The sequence below is a fragment of the Actinoplanes sandaracinus genome (genome assembly GCF_030009775.1).
Lineage (GTDB): Bacteria > Actinomycetota > Actinomycetes > Mycobacteriales > Micromonosporaceae > Actinoplanes > Actinoplanes sandaracinus.
The window spans coordinates 167,898-187,530 of sequence record NZ_JASCTH010000018.1; the positions used below are offsets into that span (position 1 = coordinate 167,898).

Here is a 19,633-nt window from a genome sequence, read left to right on the forward strand (position 1 = left end):
ACCCTAGACCGTCGGAAACCGATCAGCGGGTACGGCCGGCCGGGTATCGCCGCCGGGCTGGGAACGGCCCCGCGGCCACCCCCCGGCACCCACGCCCATCCGGCCCGGCGGCGACACCCGGGACACCAGGCCGGCGGCCGAACCGGTGTGGCCGGGTCCGTCACTCAGCAGACCCGGGCGCTCCGGATGCGGTTGTTCCAGTTGCCGCCGATCGCGGCCGAGTCCAGCGACAGGTTCGCCCGGTAGCCGTACGCGTGCTGGTAGCCGTGCAGGCCGCTGCCGCGATGCCCACCAAACCCTTCCTCATTGTCTGTTCCCCTCGTGTCGAACCGGCCGGAAGAGCATCCGGCCGATGCCACAACTTTCACAGCCGTCGATACGATGGGGACAGGCTGTAGATCGGCGGCGGCGGGTGTCGCGGGGACCGCCACGGTTCGCCGGTTCGGTGGCCGTACGAAACAGGCATTTATTAACGTCTTGTTTCGGGGTCGGGTTTGTTCTTGTTTGTTCGGACACGAGAAATTCATGGTCCTCATCCTCCGGGGACGCCCGGCTCCCGTAGACATGTGTGGTCCGAATCGGACGACACGAAGGAGCCGTTCATGCGCCTCTCCCCCCGCCCTCTCCGTCCCCTGATTTCTGGTATCACCGCCGGTCTGATCGCTTTCGGCCTGATGGCCTCCCCAGCCCAGGCCGCTCCGACGGGTGTCCCGTCGAAGTCGACCGCCCAGACCTACCTGACCGCGCTGACCGTCGCCGCCGAGGCGAACGCCGGCACCTACGACCGTGATCTGTTCCCGCACTGGATCACCGTCTCCGGGACCTGCAACACCCGCGAGACCGTCCTCAAGCGGGACGGCACCAACGTCGTCACCAGCTCGGCGTGCGCGGCGACCTCGGGCTCCTGGCGCTCCCCCTACGACGGGGCCACCTGGACCGCGGCGTCGGACATCGACATCGACCACGTGGTGCCGCTGGCCGAGGCGTGGCGCTCGGGCGCCAGCGCCTGGACCACCAGCAAGCGGCAGAGCTTCGCCAACGACCTGACCCGCCCGCAGCTGATCGCCGTCACCGACAACGTGAACCAGTCGAAGGGCGACCAGGACCCGTCGACGTGGCAGCCGTCGATCACCTCGTACCGGTGCACCTACGCGAAGATGTGGATCGCGGTGAAGCACCACTGGGCGCTCAAGCTCCAGTCGTCGGAGAAGACCGCCCTCCAGACGATGCTCGACACCTGCTCCAGCTGAGGCCACGCCGGGTGAGGCCACCGCGCCCCGACGGGCACGGCGGCCTCGCCCGATCGCCGATCGTCCGGCGGGCGGGATCCGGGCCGCAGGACAGACAGGCCGCCCACGATCTGCGAAGGTGACCGATATGACGCCTGAACAACATGCCGTGCGTGCCGAAGAACTGGCCGCCGAAGCAGAACAGCTCTACGTCGACGTCCGCCTCGAGGTCGAGGCCGGAGACGACATCGACGAACCCATATGGCGATGGCTCGACACCACCGTCCAGCTCGGGCAACTGCACGCCACCCTCGCGCTGCGGCAGCCGGCCGGGCAGCCGTTCACGGCCGGCTACGAGGGTGCGGGGCCGGACGACCCGCCGGCGTGACCGGCGCGCTCCGGCTCTGCGCCGTCTCGGCCAGGCGGTGTTCCAGGTAGGCGCGGCACTCCGGCCACTCCTCCGCGACGACCGAATAGAGCGCGGAGTCCCGGAGGCGACCCTCCTCCCCCGGCACCCACGACCGGGACCAGTTGCGCAGCACCCCCTCGAACCGGGCTCCGATCCCGGCGATCGCGGCGCGCGAGCGGGCGTTGCGGACATCGGTGCTCAGGCCGACCCGGACCACCCGCCACACCTCGAACGCGTGCCGGAGCATCAGGTACTTGGCCTCGGCGTTGATGCCGGTGCGCTGTGCGGACGCGGCCAGCCAGGTGAAACCCACGTCGATCGCGGCGAGCCGGCCGCCGTCCGGGAACGGGCGCGGGTCCCAGTAGGCGGTGGCGCCGACGGCCCGGCCCGAGGCGAGAGAGATCTGGGCGTACGGCGTGAGTCGTCCCGTGGCAGCGGCCGCCCGCTGCTCGGTGACGTAACGTTCGACCTCCTCGGCGGCCGGCACCCAGGTCCAGGCGTAGGCGCCGCGGTCCTCCCCGGCGGCGCGGGTCAGGTCGGCGACGTGCTGGTGGCCGAGCGGTTCGAGGCGCACGAGGCGCCCCTGCAGAACAGGGCTGTCCATCGAAGAACTCCAGGCGGGGAGAACGCGGCTTGCCCGGCGCAGGTCGCGCCGGACCCGGTCATCACCCGGGGCACCCCGCCCGCGGTGCGGAGGGTTGCCGGCCAGCGAGCCGGGGCTTGACGCTGGCGCTCATGACCTGTCGGCAACCTATCACCGTCGATCGGTTTCGGCGGTCAACTCCGCCGCGGCTCGCGATGCGTTTCGCCCGGCCGTTTCCGTCAGGAGTGTGAAGCCGGGCCCGTCGACGGCCATCGCGGTCGCGGTCACGATGACCACTCCGGCGCCCGCGGCCCGGTCCAGTCCCAGCCACGACCGGAACCCACCGGTGCCGCCGTTGTGCCAGGTGATCTTGCGGCCCTCATGCTCGAGCGTGATCCATCCGGCCCCGATGTCCACGGCGCGTCCGGCGACCCCGGCGAATCGCGTAGTCGGATCCAGGGCGCTGAGGCCGGGAGCCGAACCGTCCAGCAATGCGGCGATCAGGCGGGCCATCGCCTCGATCGAGGCCCGGATGCCGCCGGCGGGACCGACGGCCTCGCCGGTCCACGGCTGCCGCTCACGCCCGAACCGGCTCACGCCGGTCAGTGCGCCGGGTCGCAACTCCGCCGGGATCGCCGGGGCATAGAAGACGTCGAGACCGAGCGGGTCGGCGATGCGTGCGCGCACCAGCTCGCGGTAACTCACTCCGGCGGCGGCCGCGATCGCGTGGCCGAGCAGTTCGAACCCCAGATTGGAATACCGCGGCCGGGGTTTGCCCACCGTCACCGACCTGGCCTGAACGATGAGCTGGTCCAGGCTGTCGCCATAGGGATTGGCGCCGTGACGCCACAACGCCACACTGCGCCGCACCAGCCCGGCCGACCGGGGCAGGATCGGCAGCCCTGAGCGGTGAACGCTCAGTGATGCCAGGGTCACCCGTGCGGCGGGGCAGCGCCCGAGCGGCAACAGATCCCCGAGGGTCGCCGTCCGGTCGATCTCACCGCGGGCGAGTGCCTCGGCATACAGCAGGCCCGTCACCCCCTTCGAGACGGAGCCGATCTCGAAGTCCGCCCCGGCGTCCGCGCCGAGGCCCGCCACCCGCCGCTCTCCGGGTGAGATCGTGGCGGCCGCGGCCACCGGGTGCCGGCCTCCCAGGAGGGTGCGAAGCCGCGCCGCGAGCGCCTCGTCGCCGTGCTGGATCGACACGGCCGATGTTCGACGGGGTTCCGATGATCGCTTCATCCGTCAACCGTAGTTGACAAGCCTCGGCGGCGTCAACTGACGTTGACACTGCCGAGGCGGATGTTCCTGGTGATTCAGGCGGCTTCCGGATCAGGGCCGTTGGCCGCTCGCCCTCCGTCAACGGGCAGGATGGCGCCGTTGATGAAGCCCGCCGCGGGTGAGAGCAGGAAGGCCACGGCGTCGGCCACCTCTCTCGTCGTCCCGACCCTCCCCAGTGGGTGCAAGGCAGCCATCTGCGCGTCCACGTCAGGGTGCTCCAACCGGTACTCCTCGAACCGGGCTGTGGCGATGGAGCCGAGCGCGACCGCGTTGGTGCGGATTCCGGCCGGTCCGTGATCGACCGCGATGGCGCGGGTCAACCCTTCGACGGCGGCTTTCGCCGTGGCGTACGGCAGGGCCCCGCGAACGGGGCGCTGCGCTTGATGGGAGGAGATGTTGACCAGGGCTCCTGGCCGTTGATGGGCCAGGAAGTGGTTGACCGCGACGTGACAGCCCGTCAAGGTCATGGCGAGGTTTGCGGTGATGAGCTCCATGACCTGAGCGACTGAGGAGTCGGCGAGCCCGGCATCCTGGAGGACGGCGGCGTTGTTGACCCACCCGGCGAGCGGGCCGATGGCTTCAGCGGTCAGGGCTGCCTGTCGCGCCACCTGCGGGTCGCCGGCATCACCGACCACCTGGACGACCCGGTCGTGGTGCCGGTCAGGTGAGGCGGTGACATCCAGAGTCACGACATGACCATCGCCGGCCAGGCGCTCGGCGATGGCTCGACCGATGCCTCGGGCGCCTCCCGTCACCACGAACGACGGCATGAAGGGCATGGCGAAAGGGCCTCCTGTATCTCGCTCGTCGTTGGCGCAATCTACCCGGGGGAAGCCATCCCGACATCCGCGTGCACGTTGTACTGTCATCCACCGACCTAGGGCGCGACACGACTGAAGTAGGTGCCGCATGATGCGCTACTGGCCACGGCGCGCTGATGGACTGCCACCGGGGCAACGCCTCATGGCGGAGATGCCCCGATTCAGCGATCTGCCCCACCTCCCTCCGCCCGCGATGCCGAGCGAGCCCAGACTGGAGATCAAGAACGCGGGCGAGCTGGTCGCCGTCCTTACCGCCGCTGACCTGGAGGCGCTCGGACCGCGCGACCACACGGCTGACTTCCACTGCGTCACGACGTGGTCCGTGACCGGGTTGGTGTGGACGGGCGTGCCGCTACGCGAGGTTCTCGCTTCGGTGGGGATGTCCGACGCGCCGGCACCGTACCTGGTAGCCCGCGCAGGCGATCACCGTAAAGCCGTCTTCACCTGGAACGACGCCGTCGCTGACAATGTGCTCCTGGCAACTCGTCTCAACGGCGCTGCCCTGGACGACCGGCACGGTGCTCCCCTGCGGCTCGTGTCGCCCAGCCAGTACGGCTACAAAAGCGTCAAGCACCTCATCGCCATAGATTTCCGCTCGGAGCAGCCCCGGGTCGGCTCGAAGGAACACCTGCGAGCCCGCGTCGCCCTCGAAGAACGGCATCCGCGACTGCCGAGTTCGGTGGTGAAGCTGCCGTACCGGCTGACGATCGCCCCGACCGCCTACCTGGCCGAGCGGACGTTGAGCCACCGTCGTACCGGCTGACGCCGAGTGCGCGATCCGGTCCGGCGAAAATCCACGTTGGGCTACCGGCCTGGTGGTATAGCCTTCGCCAGATGTCCCTGCAGGTGCCGGTATCGCCGTCCGCCGTCGATGTTCCACCGCCGATCGGCAGCGCGGCCTGGGATCGAGAACTCGTGGGGCTCGGCATCGATCGCGCGACCGTCGACAGGGAGTTGCGGCTGGCCGTCGAGGACGCTGTCGACGGCGGAACCGCCGAACCGGACGGCCACGACGTGTACCTGAACGACGCGTCGCCCGAGACGGCGGCGGTGCTGGTGCTGTTCCATCAGGAACACCCGTCGTACTCGGCGCTGATGTATCTGCGCTTCGTCTGGAACGACGGCGACGGCCGGCTGCGCGACTGGATCGTGCGCCAGTACGCCGCCATGCTCGTCCACGGCCCCCGGCCGGTCGCCGAATCGGGCGAGTACGGGCTGGCCATCGACTACTTCGAGGCCTACCAGGATGCTCCCGGCGTTCTCGCCGCCCTTCTGACGCAGGTGCCGGCCGCCCATTGGGGCGGGATCCTGCGCGCCGCGGGGCCGCTGGCATGGCCGGTGAAGCGGGACCTCTTCCAGGCCGCCGCCGAGATGCCGGCGCTGCACGCGCCGCTCGCGCGCGGGATGGCGGACTCCTTCTACGGCATATACGGCGACATCGACGCGCCCGAGGCGGCCGAGCTGCTGGGGCGCATCACCATCGCCGACGACCAGGTCCGTGCCCATCTGATCGAGGCCACCACCCAGCCGATGCTGATGCGGTCCGGGTCGGCGATCGTGGTGACCGACGCCCGCTGGACCTACCCGGACAGCTTCCTGCTGGAGATGACCGTCACCAGCGGACTGCGGCGATGGTCGTCTCGGTCCGAGCTGGTCGTCGACGGCCAGCCGGTTGGACGGATCGCCCACTGGTCCTTTCCGTTCCGGCACGAGACCGAGCACCTGGTGCTGCCGGGCCGGACGCTGCACAAGGCGCAGCTGCACCGGATCGCAGGGTCCCCCGACGATGCGGCGGATCTCGTCGACCGGGAACTGGAACTGTGGCCGGCGGGCCTGCGCGCATATCTCGCCCAGCGCCACGGTCACACCGCCGAAGCTTGATCATCCGGTCGTGTGCCGGACACGGCCAGGGCCACCGCGAAGCGGTCGATGAGGTCGGCGACGCCGGCGACGGCGTTGTTGACGACGACGGCGAAGACCAGGTGGCGGCCGGCGCCGTCGGTGACGTACCCGGCGAGGGCATTGACACCGGTCATGGTGCCGGTCTTGGCACGGACGGCGCCGGCGGCGGGAGTGCCGCGCATCCGGTCGCGCAGCGTGCCGCCGGCAAGCGGGTCCGGGTCACCGGCCACCGGCAGGGCGGCCCGGAACGCCGGGAACCAGGGGCGGCGCCGCACCACCGCCAGCAGGGTGGTGAGCTGCCGGGCGGTGACCCAGTTGCGGCGGCTCAGCCCGGAACCGTCACCCATGGTGAGCAGCCGGGTGTCAACGCCGAGGCGGCCCAGCGCGCTCGTGACGGCGGCCAGACCGGTCGGCCAACTACCGGGACGCTCCGGGAACGCGGCCCGGCTCATCGCCTTGACCAGCAGTTCCGCGATGCCGTTGTTGGAGAACTTGAGCAACGGCGGCAGGATCTCGCGCAGCGGCGGGGAGGCCTGGGCGGTCACGATCCGGGCGGCCCCGGGGGAGGATCCTCTGGTCGTACGCCTCGCGATCGTCACCCCGTGTCGCCGCAGTGCCGCCCGGAACAGGTCGGCGGCGGTCGCGGCCGGATCCGGCACGGACACCAGCGCTGTGCCGGCCCGTCCCGCCGGCACCGCGCCGCTGACCGTGACGGCGCCGGAACCGTGCGCACGGACGGCGGTGACCGTGTCGGAGCCGCGTGCCCGAACGGCGGCGGTCGTGTCCGCGGGGCCCCGGGTGATCGCCCGGTTGACCACGCGCACGCTGCCGGTCGGCGGCCACACCGCCACCACGGGCCGCCGCCCGGCCACTCCGCGATACCGGATCTCCACGGCGGCGGTGTCGAACCGGTCGTTCGCGGCGAACGTGAGCGCGGAGACCGGTGCGGAGTACGCGTGGGGCTCGTCCTGCCAGGACCAGTCCAGTCCCAGGGGCACCCGGTCGAACCAGGTGTCGTCGGCGACGAGCCGTGCGTACCGATGCGTCCCGGCCCGGGCCACGGCTGCGGCGAGGCGGTCGAACCGGGCGTACGTCATCGTGGGGTCGCCCTGGCCGTGCAGGTAGAGGGCGCCGCCGTCGGCGCGCACCGTGGTCCGGAACCGGTGTCCCGGGCCGAGCAGTTCGAGCGCGCCCGCCGCGGTCATGAGCTTCTGGGTGGAGGCCGGCATCACCCGCAGCCCGGAGCCGCGCTGGTGGACAGCCGTTCCGGCGTCGTCGCGGACATCCACCGCCACGGTCGCCCCGTCGAGTCGTGAGCCGGCCAGAATCCGGTCCAGCTCCGCGCCGAGCGGGTCCGCGGCCCGCGCGGAGAGCGTCAGCGAACCGGCGACAGGCGGCGGGCCGGCGGAGCGCGCGGGTGCGGGAAGCGGCAGGACCAGCAGAATCCCGGCGGTCGCCGAGGCAAGAGCGGAACGCATCATCGGATCTTCAACGAGCGGGCGCCTCCTCCGGCGGCGATTCGGCCCGGATCGCCGCCGATCGGCTACCGCTCGCCGAGCAGCTTCAGGGTGCGGTCGTCGGGCCCGTCGTAGTAGAGCTCCAGCACCCGCTCGAACGGGCGGGGGTCGTCGGCGGCCCGGGCGAACAGGGTCATCGACGAGCGCAGTTTCAGGTCGTCGGGATAGCCGAGGATCTCCTGCGCGGTCCGGCCGCGGTGCCGGGTCATCGCCTCCGCGCACGCGACCAGGCGCGGTCCGAGCACCGGGTGGGCCAGGTAGGCGCGGGCCTCGCCGAGATCACGGATGGCGAACCGCTGCGCGGTCGGGCTGTTGCCCAGGCCGGCCACCTGTGGAAAGACGAACCACATCCAATGGGTACGTTTGCGGCCGGCGACCAGTTCGGCGAGCGCCTGCTCGTGGACGCCCTCCTGCGCGTCCACGAACCGGTCCAGGTCAGCCACGGGCCCGCCGCGATTCCCGGGCGTTGGCCTTCCTGATCGCCTCGACCAGCTCCGGCTTGGTCATCGTCGACCGGCCGGCGATGTCCAGCCGGCGGGCCAGGCCCAGCAGGTGCTCCTTGCTGGCGTTGGCGTCCACGCCCTCGGCGGTCTTCGCCTTCGTGTCACGGCCGCCGGCGGCCTTGGCGTCGCTGGGGCCCTTCTTCTCCTTGGCCTCCCAGTGATCGCCGACCTTCTCGAAGGAGTGTTTGACCGCGGAGAAGGCGGTGCGGTGGGCACGCTCACCCTCGCCGTACTGGTCGACGGCCGAGTCGTGAGTCTTGACGAAGGTGTCCTGTGCCTTCTTCGGGGAGCGCTTGAGCGTCTCGGGGAGTTCGTCACGTCCAGGCATGCCTTCAGGGTTGCCCGGTGCGACCCCCGGCAAACGCCGGCCCGCACCGGCCGGTCAGCCTCCGATCGGAGTGAGCGTGTAGGTGGGCAGGGTCGCCGTGCCGCTCTCCCCGTCGGCTATGTAGCCGCCGTCCGCGGCGATGGCGTACTCCTGGGAGCGCCCCACCTTGTCGTTGACCCCGATCCGGTCGACGCGCCATTGTCCCGGGGAGGTGGTGGCGGGCAGGGTTCCGCGCAGTTCCCACCATCCGTTGTCCTCACTGCCGTAGACCAGGTCGAGGTTGCTCTCGGCGCCGGGGTAGCCGTTGCCGCCCGCGGTGACGAAGTGCGCCCAGATGTGCTGGATGCCGCTCCGGTCGTCGCTCGCCCTGATCCGTAGCCGTACCGTCCGGTCGACGCCGTTGTCGCCGCTGCTCTCCCCGAGGAGCTGGCCTTGGGTCAGGTCGACGGCCGGACGCTGCAGGTCCTCGAGGGCGCCGGAGACGGTCAGCGCCGACGGCCAGTTCACGCCGTCGGTGGCCTCCGGCGGCCGGTACCTGTTGACGTTGCGGTTGACCTCGTCACGAACCCAGACATGGTGGACCCGCCACGTCCCCGTCGGCAGATAGGCCGGCACCCGCCCGGTGACCTCCCAGACACCGTCCCGCGGGGTGCCCTCCACCAGCGAACTGCCGCCCAGGTGGACCTGGGGGCCGTTCTCCTCGGCGCCGGCCAGGACGACGCTGACCGAGGTGGCGCCACTCAGGTCGTCGGTGACCGGTACGCGTACCCGGACCTCCCGGTCCTCGGCGTTGTCCACCTCGAGCGGCGTCTGCCACACCATCGCGCCGGTGTCCACGACCGGCGCGTCGACGTCGAACGTGCCGGTCACGGTCATCGGGGCCAGACTCACATGGCCGCTGCCGGTCTCGTTGAGGGTGGTCTGGAGCTGGTAGTCGCCGTTGGGGGCGATGTAGTACCGGGTCGACCGGTTCACGCGGTCGCGCAGGTGAATGTGGTCGATCTTCCACTCACCCGCCCGGGACATCGACGGCAGCGTGCCGGTCATCTCGAACGTGCCGTCATGGGTGTGGCCCTCGACCACGTTTCCCCAGGTGCCGACCCAGAGACCGGGCCCGTCCGGCTCGGGGTGGCGGAACCAGATCTCGACCAGCACCACGCCGCTGCGGTCGTCGGTGATGTGCCCGCGCACCTTCACCGGGGCCGTCTCGCTGTTGCTCACCGTGGGCCCGACGGCCCAGGCCAGCGAGGCGGTGTCGATCCGTGGGGTGGCCTTGTCGGTGCACTTGTCGCCGCCGAGGTCGCTCGGGTCCGGGACACAGGCGTTGAGGCCGGGGCCGCCTTCGACATCGTCGTTGCCGGCGCCGCCGTTCATGGTGTCGTCGCCGAGGCCGCCGTCCATCCTGTCGTCGCCGTCGCCGCCGTTCATCGTGTCGCTGCCCTCGCCGCCGGCCAGTTCGTCGGTGCCGGGGCCTCCGGTGATCGTGTCGTCACCGCCTCCGCCGTCGAGGCTGTCGTTGCCGTCCCCACCGGTCACGGTGTCCGTGCCGTCGCCACCGGCCACCGCGTCGTTGCCGCCGCCACCGTCGAGGCCGTCGTTGCCGGGGCCGCCCACCAGCTTGTCGCTACCGTCACCGCCGGTGGCCTGATCGTTGCCGACGCCACCGCGAACCGTGTCGTCCCCGATGCCGCCGGCCAGGGTGTCGTCGCCGCCACCGCCGTTGACGCCGTCGCTGCCCGCGCCGCCCTCCAGGTGGTCGGTGCCGTCGCCGCCGTCGAGCCGGTCGCTGCCGTCACCGCCGTCGACGGTGTCGTCGCCGGTGTCGCCGCCGGCGATGTCGTTGCCGTCACCGCCGTTCACGACGTCGCTGCCGTCGCCGCCCTTGAGCGTGTCGGCGCCCGGCCCGCCGTGGAGCGTGTCGGCGCCGTCGCCACCGATCACCCGGTCGCCGGCGGTCACCGGGTCGGGCTCGTCGATCGGCGCGCCCCCGTCGACGGTATCGTCACCGGCGCCGCCGTCGACCAGGTCGGCGCCGGCGCCGCCGTCCGCGTCGTCGGTGTCGTCGCCGCCGCGTACCTGATCGTTGCCCCGGCCGCCGTGGACCTTGTCGTTGCCGGGACCACCGATGACGGTGTCCGCGCCGTCCTCCCCGTCGATGTCGTCGTCGCCCTCGCCGCCGTCGACGACGTCCTTGCCGCCACCGCCCTTGATCACGTCGTTGCCACCGAGGCCGCAGATCACGTCATAGCCGTGGGTGCCGAGGAGGTGGTCGTTCCCGACCGTGCCGAGGACCGTGCAGGCCTTGCCGGTGGCGGAGACCGGCTTCCCGGCCTGTGCCGGAGCCGGGGTGACCGCCACGATCAGCGCGGCCACGGTGGCCGCGCCGTACCGCCGCGAGCGGGCGAGTCTCATGAGGATCACTCCTGGCTGCAGGGATGAGAACGGCGTTCAGCCGCGGACCTTGACCTTGACGGCCGCGGAGGGCGCCGAGACGCCGGCCGCGTTCACGGCCAGGACCCGCACGGTCACGGTGCGGCCGGCCTTGAGCCCTTTCACGGAGCAGGTGCGACCGGTCGCCGGGACCGTGCAGCGCGACGGTCCGCCCCCGCCGGACACTTCGGCCCGGTAGCCGGTGATCGCGGCGCCGCCGGTGGTCGCCGGCGCCTTCCAGGTCACGGTGATCCTGTTGCCGGACGACTTGGCGGAGACCGACCGGGGTTTGCCCGCGACGCCCCAGGCGGTGGCCGCCGGCCGGATGCCCTGGTCCGGGCCGCGGCCGGCGCTGTTGACCGCGGCCACCGCGACGTAGAACCGGTCGCCGCCGGTCAGGCCGGTGAGCACGCAGGAGTTCGTGCCGCCGGTCGCCTGGCAGCCCGCCACGGCGCTGCCGCCGGTGGCGACGCGGAACGCGCGGACCACATGGCCGGTGATCGGCGATCCACCGTCGGACTCCGGATCGTCCCAGGTCACGGTGATCGCCCGTACGCCCGGAGTGAGCCGGACGGCACGCGGAGCCGACGGGGGCGCCGGTTGCGCGGAAGCCGGCGGGGTGGGCGTGGGCGACGCGGGTGTGCTGGGGGATCGGCTCGGCGCCGGTGAGGCCGGCGGGGTCGGTGACGCGGTCGGCGTCGGTGAGGCCGGCGGGGTGGGCAGCGTCGGCGCGGGGCCTGGGTTCATCAGCGGCGGGCCCGGATCAGGTGGCGCCGGTGTCGCCGTCACCGCGGCCAGCACCTCGGCGCGGGCGGCCGGAGCACTCTCGCCGAACTGGTTCACCGCGCTCACCGCGACGTGATAGACGCTGTCGGCCACCAGGTCGGCGATCGTGCAGCCGGTCGCCGCCGTCTCGCAGGACGCCACCACGCTGCCGCCGCTGGAGGCGCTGTAGGCACGGATCCGGTATCCGGTCACCGGCGAGCCACCGTTCGACAGCGGCGCCCGCCAGCGCACCGTCGCGGTGCCGGTGCCGCCGGTGACGGTGACGGCCTGGGGCGGCCCGGGAGCGGTCGCGCCGGGCGTCGCTGGTGAGGCGCGCCGGTGCAGCGCCGCCGACGCGAGGTCCGCACCGAGTCCGACGTCGGGGGCCTCGATCCGTACGCCACCGTCCGAGACCGTGGCCGTGAGCCGCTGATGCACGGCCGCCTCTCCGCTGGTGACCAGGTCGAACCCGGTGGCGACAGCGGTCGTGGGATCGGTGGAGGCGGCCGCGAAGTACGCGCCCGGCAGGAACAGGGTGACGAAGTTGCGCACCGCCTCGCCGTTCGCGTCCAGGTGTGGGTTGCCCAGCACTCCCAGGCTGATCGGCGGCTGCCCCTCGGGGTCGTAGGTCAGCAGGTCGGCGCGGGCCTGCGCGTCAGTGGCGAGGTACGCCCCGTCGAGCGCCGTGGTGTACGAGCCGGCCGACCCCTCCAGGTCCTGGGTGCGGCCCTCGAACCGGTGCTCGGCCGGGTCCGCCGTCGTGTCGGTGTCACCGCAGGAGAAGCCGGCCGCGCAGTCGGCGTCGCCGGTCCAGGCCACCGGGGCCGCCCGGCCGATGAGGGCGAGCGCATATCTGCCGTCCGACACGGTGCGGGCCGCCCGGAAACCGTCTGCCACGGCGTTGGTGAACCGCGGCACGAACGTCCCGGTCCTGATCACCAGGCGGATCGTGCCACCGGTGACCGCCGCCGTCTTTCCGGCGAACCCGTCGACCGACCAGCGCACCCAGTCGCCGGAGTCGTCGGAGACGGTGGCCGCGGACGCGATGAGCCCCTCGCCGGTGAGCGCCGTGGACGATCCGCTGACCGGAACGATCGTCGCCGACTCGATGCAGTAGACCGACTCCGGGCCCGCGCAACTGGGGGCCCAGGCGCCGGCCGGCAGGTCGTCGGGGGTGTCCGCGAGAGCGGCTGCTCCGGCCGGCACCGCCGCGGCGAGGGTTCCGGCCGCGACGATGATCGCGGCGCGTCGGCTCGGCATCCGGCTGTCCCTTCACGTCTGCTTTGACGGACAGAGACGTGATCGGCAGCACAGAGTCGTTACTTACTAAGTTCGCGGGTGGATCTGCCGAGGCACGCCGCCGGGGCCCTCCGGGGTCGAGCCAAACCGGGCGAAACGGACACCCGGGGCGGTCGGGCCGGTGCGGCGGGCCACGCCCAGGCCACTCACGCCCTCGACGGTCACCTCGACGATGTCGGCGTCGGCGAAGACGGTCGTCTCGCCGCCGGCGGGCATCGTCAGGATCAGGTCGCCGTGGTCGCGGACCTCTCCCCCGGCGGCCGTCAGACCGGTGCCGCCGCTGATCAGGTAGGAGTCGAGATTGGGATGCGGGGAGACGATCAGCCGGTCGTCGCGGACCGACAGGACCCAGGGAAGGCTGAGCGAGCCCGCCCACACCGTCCCCGGCCGGCCCTCCGCGTCACCGAGGCGGGCGAGCACACAGCGGCGCCCGGCGGCGTCCACGAACGTGACGGCGGGGCCCATGCGGCCGCGGCCGAACGCGCCCCACGTGCGGGCGGTGAAGTGCAGGCCGTCGTAGCCGCCGATCGCGTACGTCACCTCGTCACCGGTGGAGACGAGCAGCACCCACGAGCCGTCCAGCGGGAAGAGCCGCGGGCAGCCCCAGGTCGCGCGCTCCCGGGAGACGATCACGCCGTCGTACGCCCAGTGCAGCAGATCGGTGGAATGGTATTGCAGGACGCCCGCCGCCCCGCCGCGCAACGTGGCGCCGAGGAGCATCCGCCAGCCGCTGCCGGCCCACCAGACGTAGGGGTCGTTCATCGCGGCGACCCCGGCGGGCGGCCCGGTGAGCAGCGGGCCGGCCGGGTCGAGCCGCCAGCCGACGAGGCCGGGCAGGGCGGCGGCCCGGGCGATCTGCCCGTCGGAGCGGGTGTGGAACAGCACCGGGCCCTCCGGGCCGGCGACGACGGTGCCGCAGCGGGCCGAGCCGGGTTCGCCGGGCGGCGGGCTGACGGCCTGCTCGCTCCACAGGATCAGGTCGTCGGAGATCGCGTAGCCCCAGGCCGGGTCCTGCCCGGACAGGTGCTCGTAGTAGAGGTGGTAGCGGCCGCCGGAGAGCAACACACCGAAGAGGTCACCGACGCGGCCGGCACGCGGGGTGAAATGGAGCCGGGGGCGCGCTACGCGTTCCATGCCTCAGCCTGGCATCGCGACGGTCCCCGGCACCAGTGGGGACGGCTGCCAAAGCGGGAAGGCGGTTACCCTGGCGCCGTGCCATACACACCGGGTGAGACGGCGGAGCGGCTCGGCGTCAGCATCGACACGATCCGCTACTACGAGAAAATCGGTCTGCTGCACGGCATCCAGCGCACGTCGAGCGGCCGGCGAGTGTTCTCCGATGACGACCTGTCCCGGCTCGGGCTGCTGCGCTGTCTGCGCGACTCGGGGATGCCGATCGCGCGGCTGCGCCGCTTCGCCGAGTTGCTGCAGGAGGGCGACGCGGCCGCCGACCGGCGCACCGCGCTGCTGGAGGAACACGACCGGGAGATCGACGAGAAGGTGGAGCGGTTGCGGTTGGAACAGCAGCGGGTGCGCGAGAAGATCGCCTGGTACCGGTCGGTGGCCCGATGACGGTGTCCTGGGTGAAGAGCCTGACCTTCGACTGTGCCGACGCGCTGGTGGTCGCCCGGTTCTGGGCCGCCGCCCTCGGCGGGGAACTGGACGAGGACGCCACCAGCGACAAGGCCTACGTGGAGGCTCCCGGCTGGGGCGGCCCGAACCTGTGGTTCCAGCGGGTGCCCGAGCCGAGGACCGCCAAGAACCGGCTGCACTTCGACCTGCGCGCCCCGGGCGGGGACGTGCCGGCCGAGGTGCGGCGGCTGACGGCGCTCGGCGCCACCGTGGTGACGCCGGGCGAGCTGACCGTCATGGAAGACCCCGAGGGAAACGTCTTCTGCGTGGAGCTGTGACTCAGTAACGGCAGCGCAGCACGACCATGCTGTGCCGCTGGACCGCGAGCTGTCCCCCGGCGCGGGTGGTCTTGCGCCGGGTGGCCAGCAACGGGTCGGCGGTGTTCGCGGCGATCTCCCAGGTCCGGCCGTAATCGCGGTCCGGCAGGGTGAACGCCACGTCCTCGTCGAGCGGGTTGAACAACAGCAGGAACGAGTCGTCCCTGATCTCCTCGCCGAGGGCGTCGCGTTCCGGGATGCCGTGCCCGTTCAGGAAGACGGTCATCGTCATGCCGCTGCGGGTGTTCCAGTCGGACTCGGTCATCACCTCGCCGTCGCGGCGCAGCCAGGCGATGTCCGGCAGCTTCGAGTCACCGGCCGGGTCGCCGGTGAAGAACCGCCGGCGCCGGAAGATCGGATGCTCGGCCCGCAGTTTCAGCAGTTTGCGGGTGAAGCTGGTGAGCACGTCCTCGAGCCGGGCGCCCTCCCAGTCCACCCAGGCGATCTCGCTGTCCTGGCAGTACACGTTGTTGTTGCCGCGCTGGGTACGGCCGAGCTCGTCGCCGTGGGAGATCATCGGCACGCCCTGGCTCAGCAGCAGGGTGGCCAGGAAGTTGCGTTTCTGCCGCTCGCGCAGGGTGACGATGTCAGGGTCGTCGGTCTCGCCCTCGACACCGCAGTTCCACGACCGGTTGTGGCTCTCGCCGTCACGGTTGCCCTCGCCGTTGCCGTCGTTGTGCTTCTCGTTGTACGACACCAGGTCGTGCATGGTGAACCCGTCGTGCGCGGTCACGAAGTTGATCGACGCGATCGGCCGGCGCCCGTCGACCTCGTAGAGGTCGGAGCTGCCGGTGAACCGGGACGCGAACTCGCCCAGGCTGGACGGCTCGCCACGCCAGAAGTCGCGCACCGAGTCGCGGTACTTGCCGTTCCACTCCGTCCAGTTCGGCGGGAACCCACCGACCTGGTAGCCGCCGTCGCCGACGTCCCACGGCTCGGCGATCAGCTTCACCTGCGACACCACCGGGTCCTGGTTGACCAGGTCGAAGAACGCCGCCAGCCGGTCCACCTCGTGGAACTCCCGGGCCAGGGCGGCGGCCAGGTCGAACCGGAACCCGTCGACGTGCATCTCGGTCACCCAGTACCGCAGCGAATCCATGATCAGCCGCAGCGACTCGTGGTGGCGCACGTTGAGGCTGTTGCCGGTGCCGGTGGTGTCGTAGTAGTACTGCTTGTCCTCGTCGACGAGCCGGTAGTAGGCCGGATTGTCGATACCCCGGAACGACAACGTCGGCCCGAGGTGGTTGCCCTCGGCCGTGTGGTTGTAGACCACGTCCAGGATGACCTCGATCCCCGCCTGGTGCAGGGCCTTGACCATCGCCTTGAACTCCTGCACCTGACCGCCGCCCTCGGGGAACGACGAGTAGCCGTTGTGCGGGGCGAAGAACCCGATCGTGTTGTAACCCCAGTAGTTCGTCAGGCCCCGCTCGGTCAGCCCGCTGTCGTGCACGAACTGGTGAACCGGCATCAGCTCCACCGCGGTGACGCCGAGCTCCTTCAAGTACTTGATCATCACCGGGTGGGCCAGGCCGGAGTACGTGCCCCGTACGTCATCGGGGATGTTGGGGTGCCGGATCGTCATGCCCTTGACGTGAGCTTCATAGATGACCGTCTGCCACATCGGGATCTTCAGCGGCCGGTCGTTGCCCCAGTCGAAATAGGGGTTTATCACGACCGAACGGGGGGAGAAGGGCGCCGAGTCCTGATCGTTGTAGCTTGCGGGGTCACCGAAGTCGTAGGAGAACAGCGCCTGATCCCACCGGTAGTCCCCGTCGATCGCTTTCGCGTACGGGTCGAGCAGCAGCTTTCCCGGGTTGCACCGCAGCCCTCGCGACGGGTCGTAGGGGCCGTGCACCCGGTAGCCGTACCGCTGGCCCGGCACCACCCTCGGCAGGTACCCGTGCCAGACCAGCGCCTCACGTTCCGGCAGGTCGATACGGGTCTCGGTGCCGTCGTCGTCGAACAGGCAGAGTTCGACCCGGGAGGCGGCCTCGGAGAAGAGCGCGAAATTGGTACCGCCACCGTCGTAGGTGGCGCCCAGCGGGTACGGGTTGCCCGGCCAGATATGCATGGGCCAACCTTGCCCCGTCCGCACCCGGGGGAAAACTGTGACCCGCGTCCCCGGGCCTGCGATCTCCGGCCGCCGGCGTCAGAGGCGTCGTGATGGATCGGTGGTCACGCCGCCTGTAACCGGTCGGGCGGCCAGGTGACATGCGGGTCGGTGGCCGGTCTGCTCAGGTAGTAGCCCTGGGCGTGGTGCAGGCCCTCCTCGGTCAGGACGGCGAGTTCGGCGCCGGTCTCCACGCCTTCGGCGACGACGGTCACGCCCAGCGACGTCCCGAAGTTGCACATCGCGCCGATCAGGGCCCGCCGGGCGGGGTCCTGGTCACTGTCGGCGATGATGCTGCGGTCGAGTTTGACGATGTCCGGGCGCAGCCGCAGGATGTGCTGCATCGAGGCATAGCCGGCGCCGGCGTCGTCGACCGCCAGCCGCGCGCCGGTGGCGCGGACCCGCCGCATCGTCTCGGCCAGCGTGTCGTAATCGTCGACCGCGACGTGTTCGGTCACCTCGATCACCAGCCGCGCCGCCTGATCGCCGAGCCCGGCGAGCAGGCGATGGAACCGGGGGTCCAGGATCGTCTGCGCCGAGACGTTGACCGCCAGGTACGCGTGGCCGGGCAGGCCGGGCAGGCGCCGGCACGCGGACTCCACCGCGTGCATCTCCAGGTCGACGCCGAGGCCCACCTGCCACGCCTCGGCGAACCAGACGTCGGGCGTCCGATACGGCTCCGAGGTGAACCGCGCCAGCGCCTCCATCCCGGCGATCTCGTGCCGGTCGAGGTCGACGATCGGCTGCAGGACGATCTCCAGCGCCCCGGCATCCCGGATGCTGTGCTCGATGCGGGCCCGGATCTGCGCCTTCTCGTCCTGGAGGCGTTGCTCCGCCGAGGCGGCAGCCGCCTCCCAGGTGACGTCGGCGCTGAAGCCGCGATAGCCCACGAGGCGGGCCCCGGCGCCGTACACCGGTGTCGCGGTGCTGCTGAGGGTACGGACCGTGCCGTCCCGGTGAATGGCGCTGCTGGTCCAGTCCTGCCGCGCCGAGGTGTCGAAGGCGTGCGCGGCGTCCGCCGGGTCGCGGTCCAGCAGTTCCCGGACGTCGCGCCCGGCGATCTCCCGCGCGTCGTATCCCAGCATCGCGCCCACGCCGTCGCTGCTGTAGGTGATCCGGAGGTCGGCGTCGACCTGCCACACCCAGCCGTGCGCGGTGTGCACGGTGTCGCGGAAGGCCTCCACCGCCTCCTCGACCCGGGCGGCGAGGCTGCGGTTGAAACGCACCAGGCGGACGGTGGTGGCCGCGGCCAACGGCAGCCACGCGACGCCGACGAGGCCGAGCCACTCGTCGGGCTCGATGGTGTCACCGCTGACCAGCACGTCGATCCAGTCCCACGCGTAAGAGACCAGAGCGACGACCATGCTCACCGCCAGCACGGTGACCGCGGACGACACGACACTTCGCGTACGCAGCAGCTCAGCGGCGTCGCCGGACGGAGCGGTCTCCTTCACCTCCTGCTGATCGGCGGGAAGCGGAGCCGCATGAGCTGCCGCGGGAAGTGCAGCCGAACCGAGGTGCGGCCGGGCGCCGAGGACACGGTGACCACGTCGGCCAGTTGACGGGCCAGCCACAGACCGCGGCCGCCGGCCGTCACGGCGAGCGGCTGGGGCCGGTAGTAGCCGGCGGTGGCCGGGATCGGCTGGTCCCCGGTGTCGTCGCACTGGACGAGCAGAGTGTCGCCGTCGCGCCAGGCGCGGACCCGGACCGGGGCCTGGCCGTGTCGCAATCCGTTGGTCGCCACCTCGATCACCGCCACCACGAGGTCCTCCGCCCCTTCCTCGGCGACGTCGTGCCCGGCGGCCCAGGTCCCCATGACCGAGCGCAGGACGCCGAGTTCGGCGAACTCGTGCAGCGTCACGTCGCGGTCGGGGCGCGAGGGCGCCGGCCGCGCCGGCACGTCGTGCCGTTCGGCCAGGTATCGCTCGGGAGGCAGGTGACGCGGGGACGGGGCCGGTCCGGTGGAGGTGAGTTCGTACGCGTGCGTGGCGCGTATCCCGTCGATGACGGTGTCCTGGTGGTCGCGGCTGTCCCAGATGCAGGTCACCGCGGATCCGCCGATCGCGTACGTGTCGTTGCAGACCGCTTCGTACGCCAGATAGGCCGTGGTCCGTTCGGCACGGAACCCGGGATCCACGGCGGCGGCCAGGTCGGGTTCGGCGATCACGTGCAGCCGGCGGCCGGCCTGGTGCTGTGCGGTCAGACAGCGGCGGAACGCCTCGTAGGCGGAGCCGAGCCGCTGGTAGAACGCGGCGGGCTCGCCCCAGCTCACCACATCGGGGCGCACTTCGGCGGCGGCGTCGGCCAGCGCGGCGCGGGTCTGGGCGCTGACGACCAGCAGCACCTCGTCGTAGATCTCCGCCGAGCGGTGCAGCTCCGGCACCAGCACGGACGGCAGGTCACGGTCCGCGCCGACGATCAGCGCGGTGTGGGCGAACTCCAGCACACGCCGGTCGGCCGCCTGGTCCACGCTCATCGCCGGACCATCGCGGCCGCTGTGGTCCGTA

Annotated in this window: 19 protein-coding genes and 1 riboswitch; of the genes, 6 read left to right on the forward strand and 13 right to left on the reverse strand. The window is 71.6% G+C overall.

Annotation, left to right across the window (positions count from 1 at the left end):
- Nucleotides 1-164: 164 nt before the first annotated feature.
- The gene (locus QLQ12_RS26710; RefSeq protein WP_282763234.1) at nucleotides 165-368 is read right to left on the reverse strand and encodes a hypothetical protein; all 204 of its coding nucleotides are present in this window, start codon (nucleotides 366-368) and stop codon (nucleotides 165-167) included.
- A 234-nt stretch (nucleotides 369-602) separates the two neighbouring features.
- On the opposite strand from QLQ12_RS26710, the gene QLQ12_RS26715 reads away from it, so the two are divergent.
- Nucleotides 603-1,250, forward strand: coding sequence for an HNH endonuclease family protein (locus QLQ12_RS26715; RefSeq protein WP_282763235.1), 648 nt, complete (start codon nucleotides 603-605; stop codon nucleotides 1,248-1,250).
- A 127-nt stretch (nucleotides 1,251-1,377) separates the two neighbouring features.
- Nucleotides 1,378-1,617 carry a hypothetical protein gene (locus QLQ12_RS26720; protein ID WP_282763236.1) on the forward strand — a complete coding sequence of 80 codons (240 nt, stop codon included), beginning with the start codon at nucleotides 1,378-1,380 and terminating at the stop codon, nucleotides 1,615-1,617.
- Here the strand turns inward: QLQ12_RS26720 and QLQ12_RS26725 are convergent.
- The 3 genes from QLQ12_RS26725 to QLQ12_RS26735 form a co-directional block, all read right to left on the reverse strand.
- Complete coding sequence (locus tag QLQ12_RS26725) at nucleotides 1,571-2,242, reverse strand: GNAT family N-acetyltransferase (protein ID WP_282763237.1); 672 nt, start codon at nucleotides 2,240-2,242, stop codon at nucleotides 1,571-1,573. The genes QLQ12_RS26720 and QLQ12_RS26725 overlap by 47 nt on opposite strands.
- A gap of 20 nt (nucleotides 2,243-2,262) precedes the next feature.
- Nucleotides 2,263-2,379: riboswitch (SAM riboswitch) on the reverse strand.
- A 13-nt stretch (nucleotides 2,380-2,392) separates the two neighbouring features.
- Nucleotides 2,393-3,463, reverse strand: a complete 1,071-nt coding sequence (locus QLQ12_RS26730; protein ID WP_282763238.1) for a serine hydrolase domain-containing protein — start codon at nucleotides 3,461-3,463, stop codon at nucleotides 2,393-2,395.
- Nucleotides 3,464-3,537: 74 nt separating this feature from the next.
- Nucleotides 3,538-4,371: an SDR family NAD(P)-dependent oxidoreductase gene (locus tag QLQ12_RS26735; protein WP_282763239.1), complete on the reverse strand. Its 834-nt coding sequence runs from the start codon at nucleotides 4,369-4,371 to the stop codon at nucleotides 3,538-3,540.
- A 103-nt stretch (nucleotides 4,372-4,474) separates the two neighbouring features.
- Here QLQ12_RS26735 and QLQ12_RS26740 point away from each other — a divergent pair, with 103 nt between their 5' ends.
- Together QLQ12_RS26740 and QLQ12_RS26745 are read left to right on the forward strand one after the other, a co-directional pair.
- Nucleotides 4,475-5,086, forward strand: a complete 612-nt coding sequence (locus QLQ12_RS26740) for a molybdopterin-dependent oxidoreductase (protein WP_282763240.1) — start codon at nucleotides 4,475-4,477, stop codon at nucleotides 5,084-5,086.
- 71 nt (nucleotides 5,087-5,157) lie between these two features.
- Nucleotides 5,158-6,204 carry a hypothetical protein gene (locus tag QLQ12_RS26745; RefSeq protein ID WP_282763241.1) on the forward strand — a complete coding sequence of 349 codons (1,047 nt, stop codon included), beginning with the start codon at nucleotides 5,158-5,160 and terminating at the stop codon, nucleotides 6,202-6,204.
- On the opposite strand, the gene dacB is transcribed toward QLQ12_RS26745, so the two are convergent.
- From dacB to QLQ12_RS26775, 6 genes are all read right to left on the reverse strand, one after another.
- Nucleotides 6,186-7,703 carry a D-alanyl-D-alanine carboxypeptidase/D-alanyl-D-alanine endopeptidase gene (gene dacB / locus QLQ12_RS26750; RefSeq protein ID WP_282763242.1) on the reverse strand — a complete coding sequence of 506 codons (1,518 nt, stop codon included), beginning with the start codon at nucleotides 7,701-7,703 and terminating at the stop codon, nucleotides 6,186-6,188. The two genes, QLQ12_RS26745 and dacB, sit on opposite strands and share 19 nt — an antisense overlap.
- A 65-nt stretch (nucleotides 7,704-7,768) precedes the next feature.
- Nucleotides 7,769-8,185, reverse strand: coding sequence for a DUF1810 domain-containing protein (locus QLQ12_RS26755; RefSeq protein WP_282763243.1), 417 nt, complete (start codon nucleotides 8,183-8,185; stop codon nucleotides 7,769-7,771).
- Complete coding sequence (locus tag QLQ12_RS26760) at nucleotides 8,178-8,573, reverse strand: ChaB family protein (RefSeq protein ID WP_282763244.1); 396 nt, start codon at nucleotides 8,571-8,573, stop codon at nucleotides 8,178-8,180. Before QLQ12_RS26760 ends, QLQ12_RS26755 begins: the two co-directional genes overlap by 8 nt.
- Before the next feature lie 54 nt (nucleotides 8,574-8,627).
- On the reverse strand, nucleotides 8,628-10,985 hold the full coding sequence (locus QLQ12_RS26765; RefSeq protein ID WP_282763245.1) for a calcium-binding protein: 2,358 nt from the start codon (nucleotides 10,983-10,985) through the stop codon (nucleotides 8,628-8,630).
- A 36-nt stretch (nucleotides 10,986-11,021) separates the two neighbouring features.
- Complete coding sequence (locus QLQ12_RS26770) at nucleotides 11,022-13,028, reverse strand: fibronectin type III domain-containing protein (protein ID WP_282763246.1); 2,007 nt, start codon at nucleotides 13,026-13,028, stop codon at nucleotides 11,022-11,024.
- A 66-nt stretch (nucleotides 13,029-13,094) separates the two neighbouring features.
- Nucleotides 13,095-14,201 (reverse strand): glycoside hydrolase family 32 protein, encoded by a 1,107-nt coding sequence (locus QLQ12_RS26775; RefSeq protein WP_282763247.1) that lies wholly within the window; start codon nucleotides 14,199-14,201, stop codon nucleotides 13,095-13,097.
- A gap of 78 nt (nucleotides 14,202-14,279) precedes the next feature.
- Between QLQ12_RS26775 and QLQ12_RS26780 the strand changes: the two genes are divergently transcribed.
- Both QLQ12_RS26780 and QLQ12_RS26785 read left to right on the forward strand, forming a co-directional pair.
- Nucleotides 14,280-14,639 (forward strand): MerR family transcriptional regulator, encoded by a 360-nt coding sequence (locus tag QLQ12_RS26780; RefSeq protein ID WP_282763248.1) that lies wholly within the window; start codon nucleotides 14,280-14,282, stop codon nucleotides 14,637-14,639.
- Complete coding sequence (locus QLQ12_RS26785) at nucleotides 14,636-14,977, forward strand: VOC family protein (protein ID WP_282763249.1); 342 nt, start codon at nucleotides 14,636-14,638, stop codon at nucleotides 14,975-14,977. The genes QLQ12_RS26780 and QLQ12_RS26785 overlap by 4 nt, the downstream gene beginning before the upstream one ends.
- Before the next feature lies 1 nt (nucleotide 14,978).
- Here the strand turns inward: QLQ12_RS26785 and glgX are convergent, their stop codons facing one another.
- From glgX to QLQ12_RS26800, 3 genes are all read right to left on the reverse strand, one after another.
- Complete coding sequence (gene glgX, locus QLQ12_RS26790) at nucleotides 14,979-17,087, reverse strand: glycogen debranching protein GlgX (RefSeq protein WP_282763250.1); 2,109 nt, start codon at nucleotides 17,085-17,087, stop codon at nucleotides 14,979-14,981.
- 104 nt (nucleotides 17,088-17,191) lie between these two features.
- A complete protein-coding gene (locus QLQ12_RS26795; protein WP_282763251.1) occupies nucleotides 17,192-18,580 on the reverse strand; it encodes a sensor domain-containing phosphodiesterase in 1,389 nt (462 codons plus the stop codon).
- Entirely contained in the window at nucleotides 18,577-19,602 is a 1,026-nt protein-coding gene (locus tag QLQ12_RS26800; protein WP_282763252.1) for an ATP-binding protein, read from the reverse strand. Before QLQ12_RS26800 ends, QLQ12_RS26795 begins: the two co-directional genes overlap by 4 nt.
- Nucleotides 19,603-19,633: the final 31 nt, after the last annotated feature.

Excerpts from the sequence above, each read along its gene's own strand:
- QLQ12_RS26715 (WP_282763235.1), top strand. The coding sequence starts at position 603 with ATGCGCCTCTCCCCCCGCCCTCTCCGTCCCCTGATTTCTGGTATCACC.
- QLQ12_RS26720 (WP_282763236.1), top strand. The coding sequence starts at position 1,378 with ATGACGCCTGAACAACATGCCGTGCGTGCCGAAGAACTGGCCGCCGAA.
- QLQ12_RS26725 (WP_282763237.1), bottom strand. The coding sequence starts at position 2,242 with ATGGACAGCCCTGTTCTGCAGGGGCGCCTCGTGCGCCTCGAACCGCTC.
- QLQ12_RS26730 (WP_282763238.1), bottom strand. The coding sequence starts at position 3,463 with ATGAAGCGATCATCGGAACCCCGTCGAACATCGGCCGTGTCGATCCAG.
- QLQ12_RS26735 (WP_282763239.1), bottom strand. The coding sequence starts at position 4,371 with ATGACAGTACAACGTGCACGCGGATGTCGGGATGGCTTCCCCCGGGTA.
- QLQ12_RS26740 (WP_282763240.1), top strand. The coding sequence starts at position 4,475 with ATGCCCCGATTCAGCGATCTGCCCCACCTCCCTCCGCCCGCGATGCCG.
- QLQ12_RS26745 (WP_282763241.1), top strand. The coding sequence starts at position 5,158 with ATGTCCCTGCAGGTGCCGGTATCGCCGTCCGCCGTCGATGTTCCACCG.
- dacB (WP_282763242.1), bottom strand. The coding sequence starts at position 7,703 with ATGCGTTCCGCTCTTGCCTCGGCGACCGCCGGGATTCTGCTGGTCCTG.
- QLQ12_RS26760 (WP_282763244.1), bottom strand. The coding sequence starts at position 8,573 with ATGCCTGGACGTGACGAACTCCCCGAGACGCTCAAGCGCTCCCCGAAG.
- QLQ12_RS26765 (WP_282763245.1), bottom strand. The coding sequence starts at position 10,985 with ATGAGACTCGCCCGCTCGCGGCGGTACGGCGCGGCCACCGTGGCCGCG.
- QLQ12_RS26770 (WP_282763246.1), bottom strand. The coding sequence starts at position 13,028 with ATGCCGAGCCGACGCGCCGCGATCATCGTCGCGGCCGGAACCCTCGCC.
- QLQ12_RS26775 (WP_282763247.1), bottom strand. The coding sequence starts at position 14,201 with ATGGAACGCGTAGCGCGCCCCCGGCTCCATTTCACCCCGCGTGCCGGC.
- QLQ12_RS26785 (WP_282763249.1), top strand. The coding sequence starts at position 14,636 with ATGACGGTGTCCTGGGTGAAGAGCCTGACCTTCGACTGTGCCGACGCG.
- glgX (WP_282763250.1), bottom strand. The coding sequence starts at position 17,087 with ATGCATATCTGGCCGGGCAACCCGTACCCGCTGGGCGCCACCTACGAC.
- QLQ12_RS26800 (WP_282763252.1), bottom strand. The coding sequence starts at position 19,602 with ATGAGCGTGGACCAGGCGGCCGACCGGCGTGTGCTGGAGTTCGCCCAC.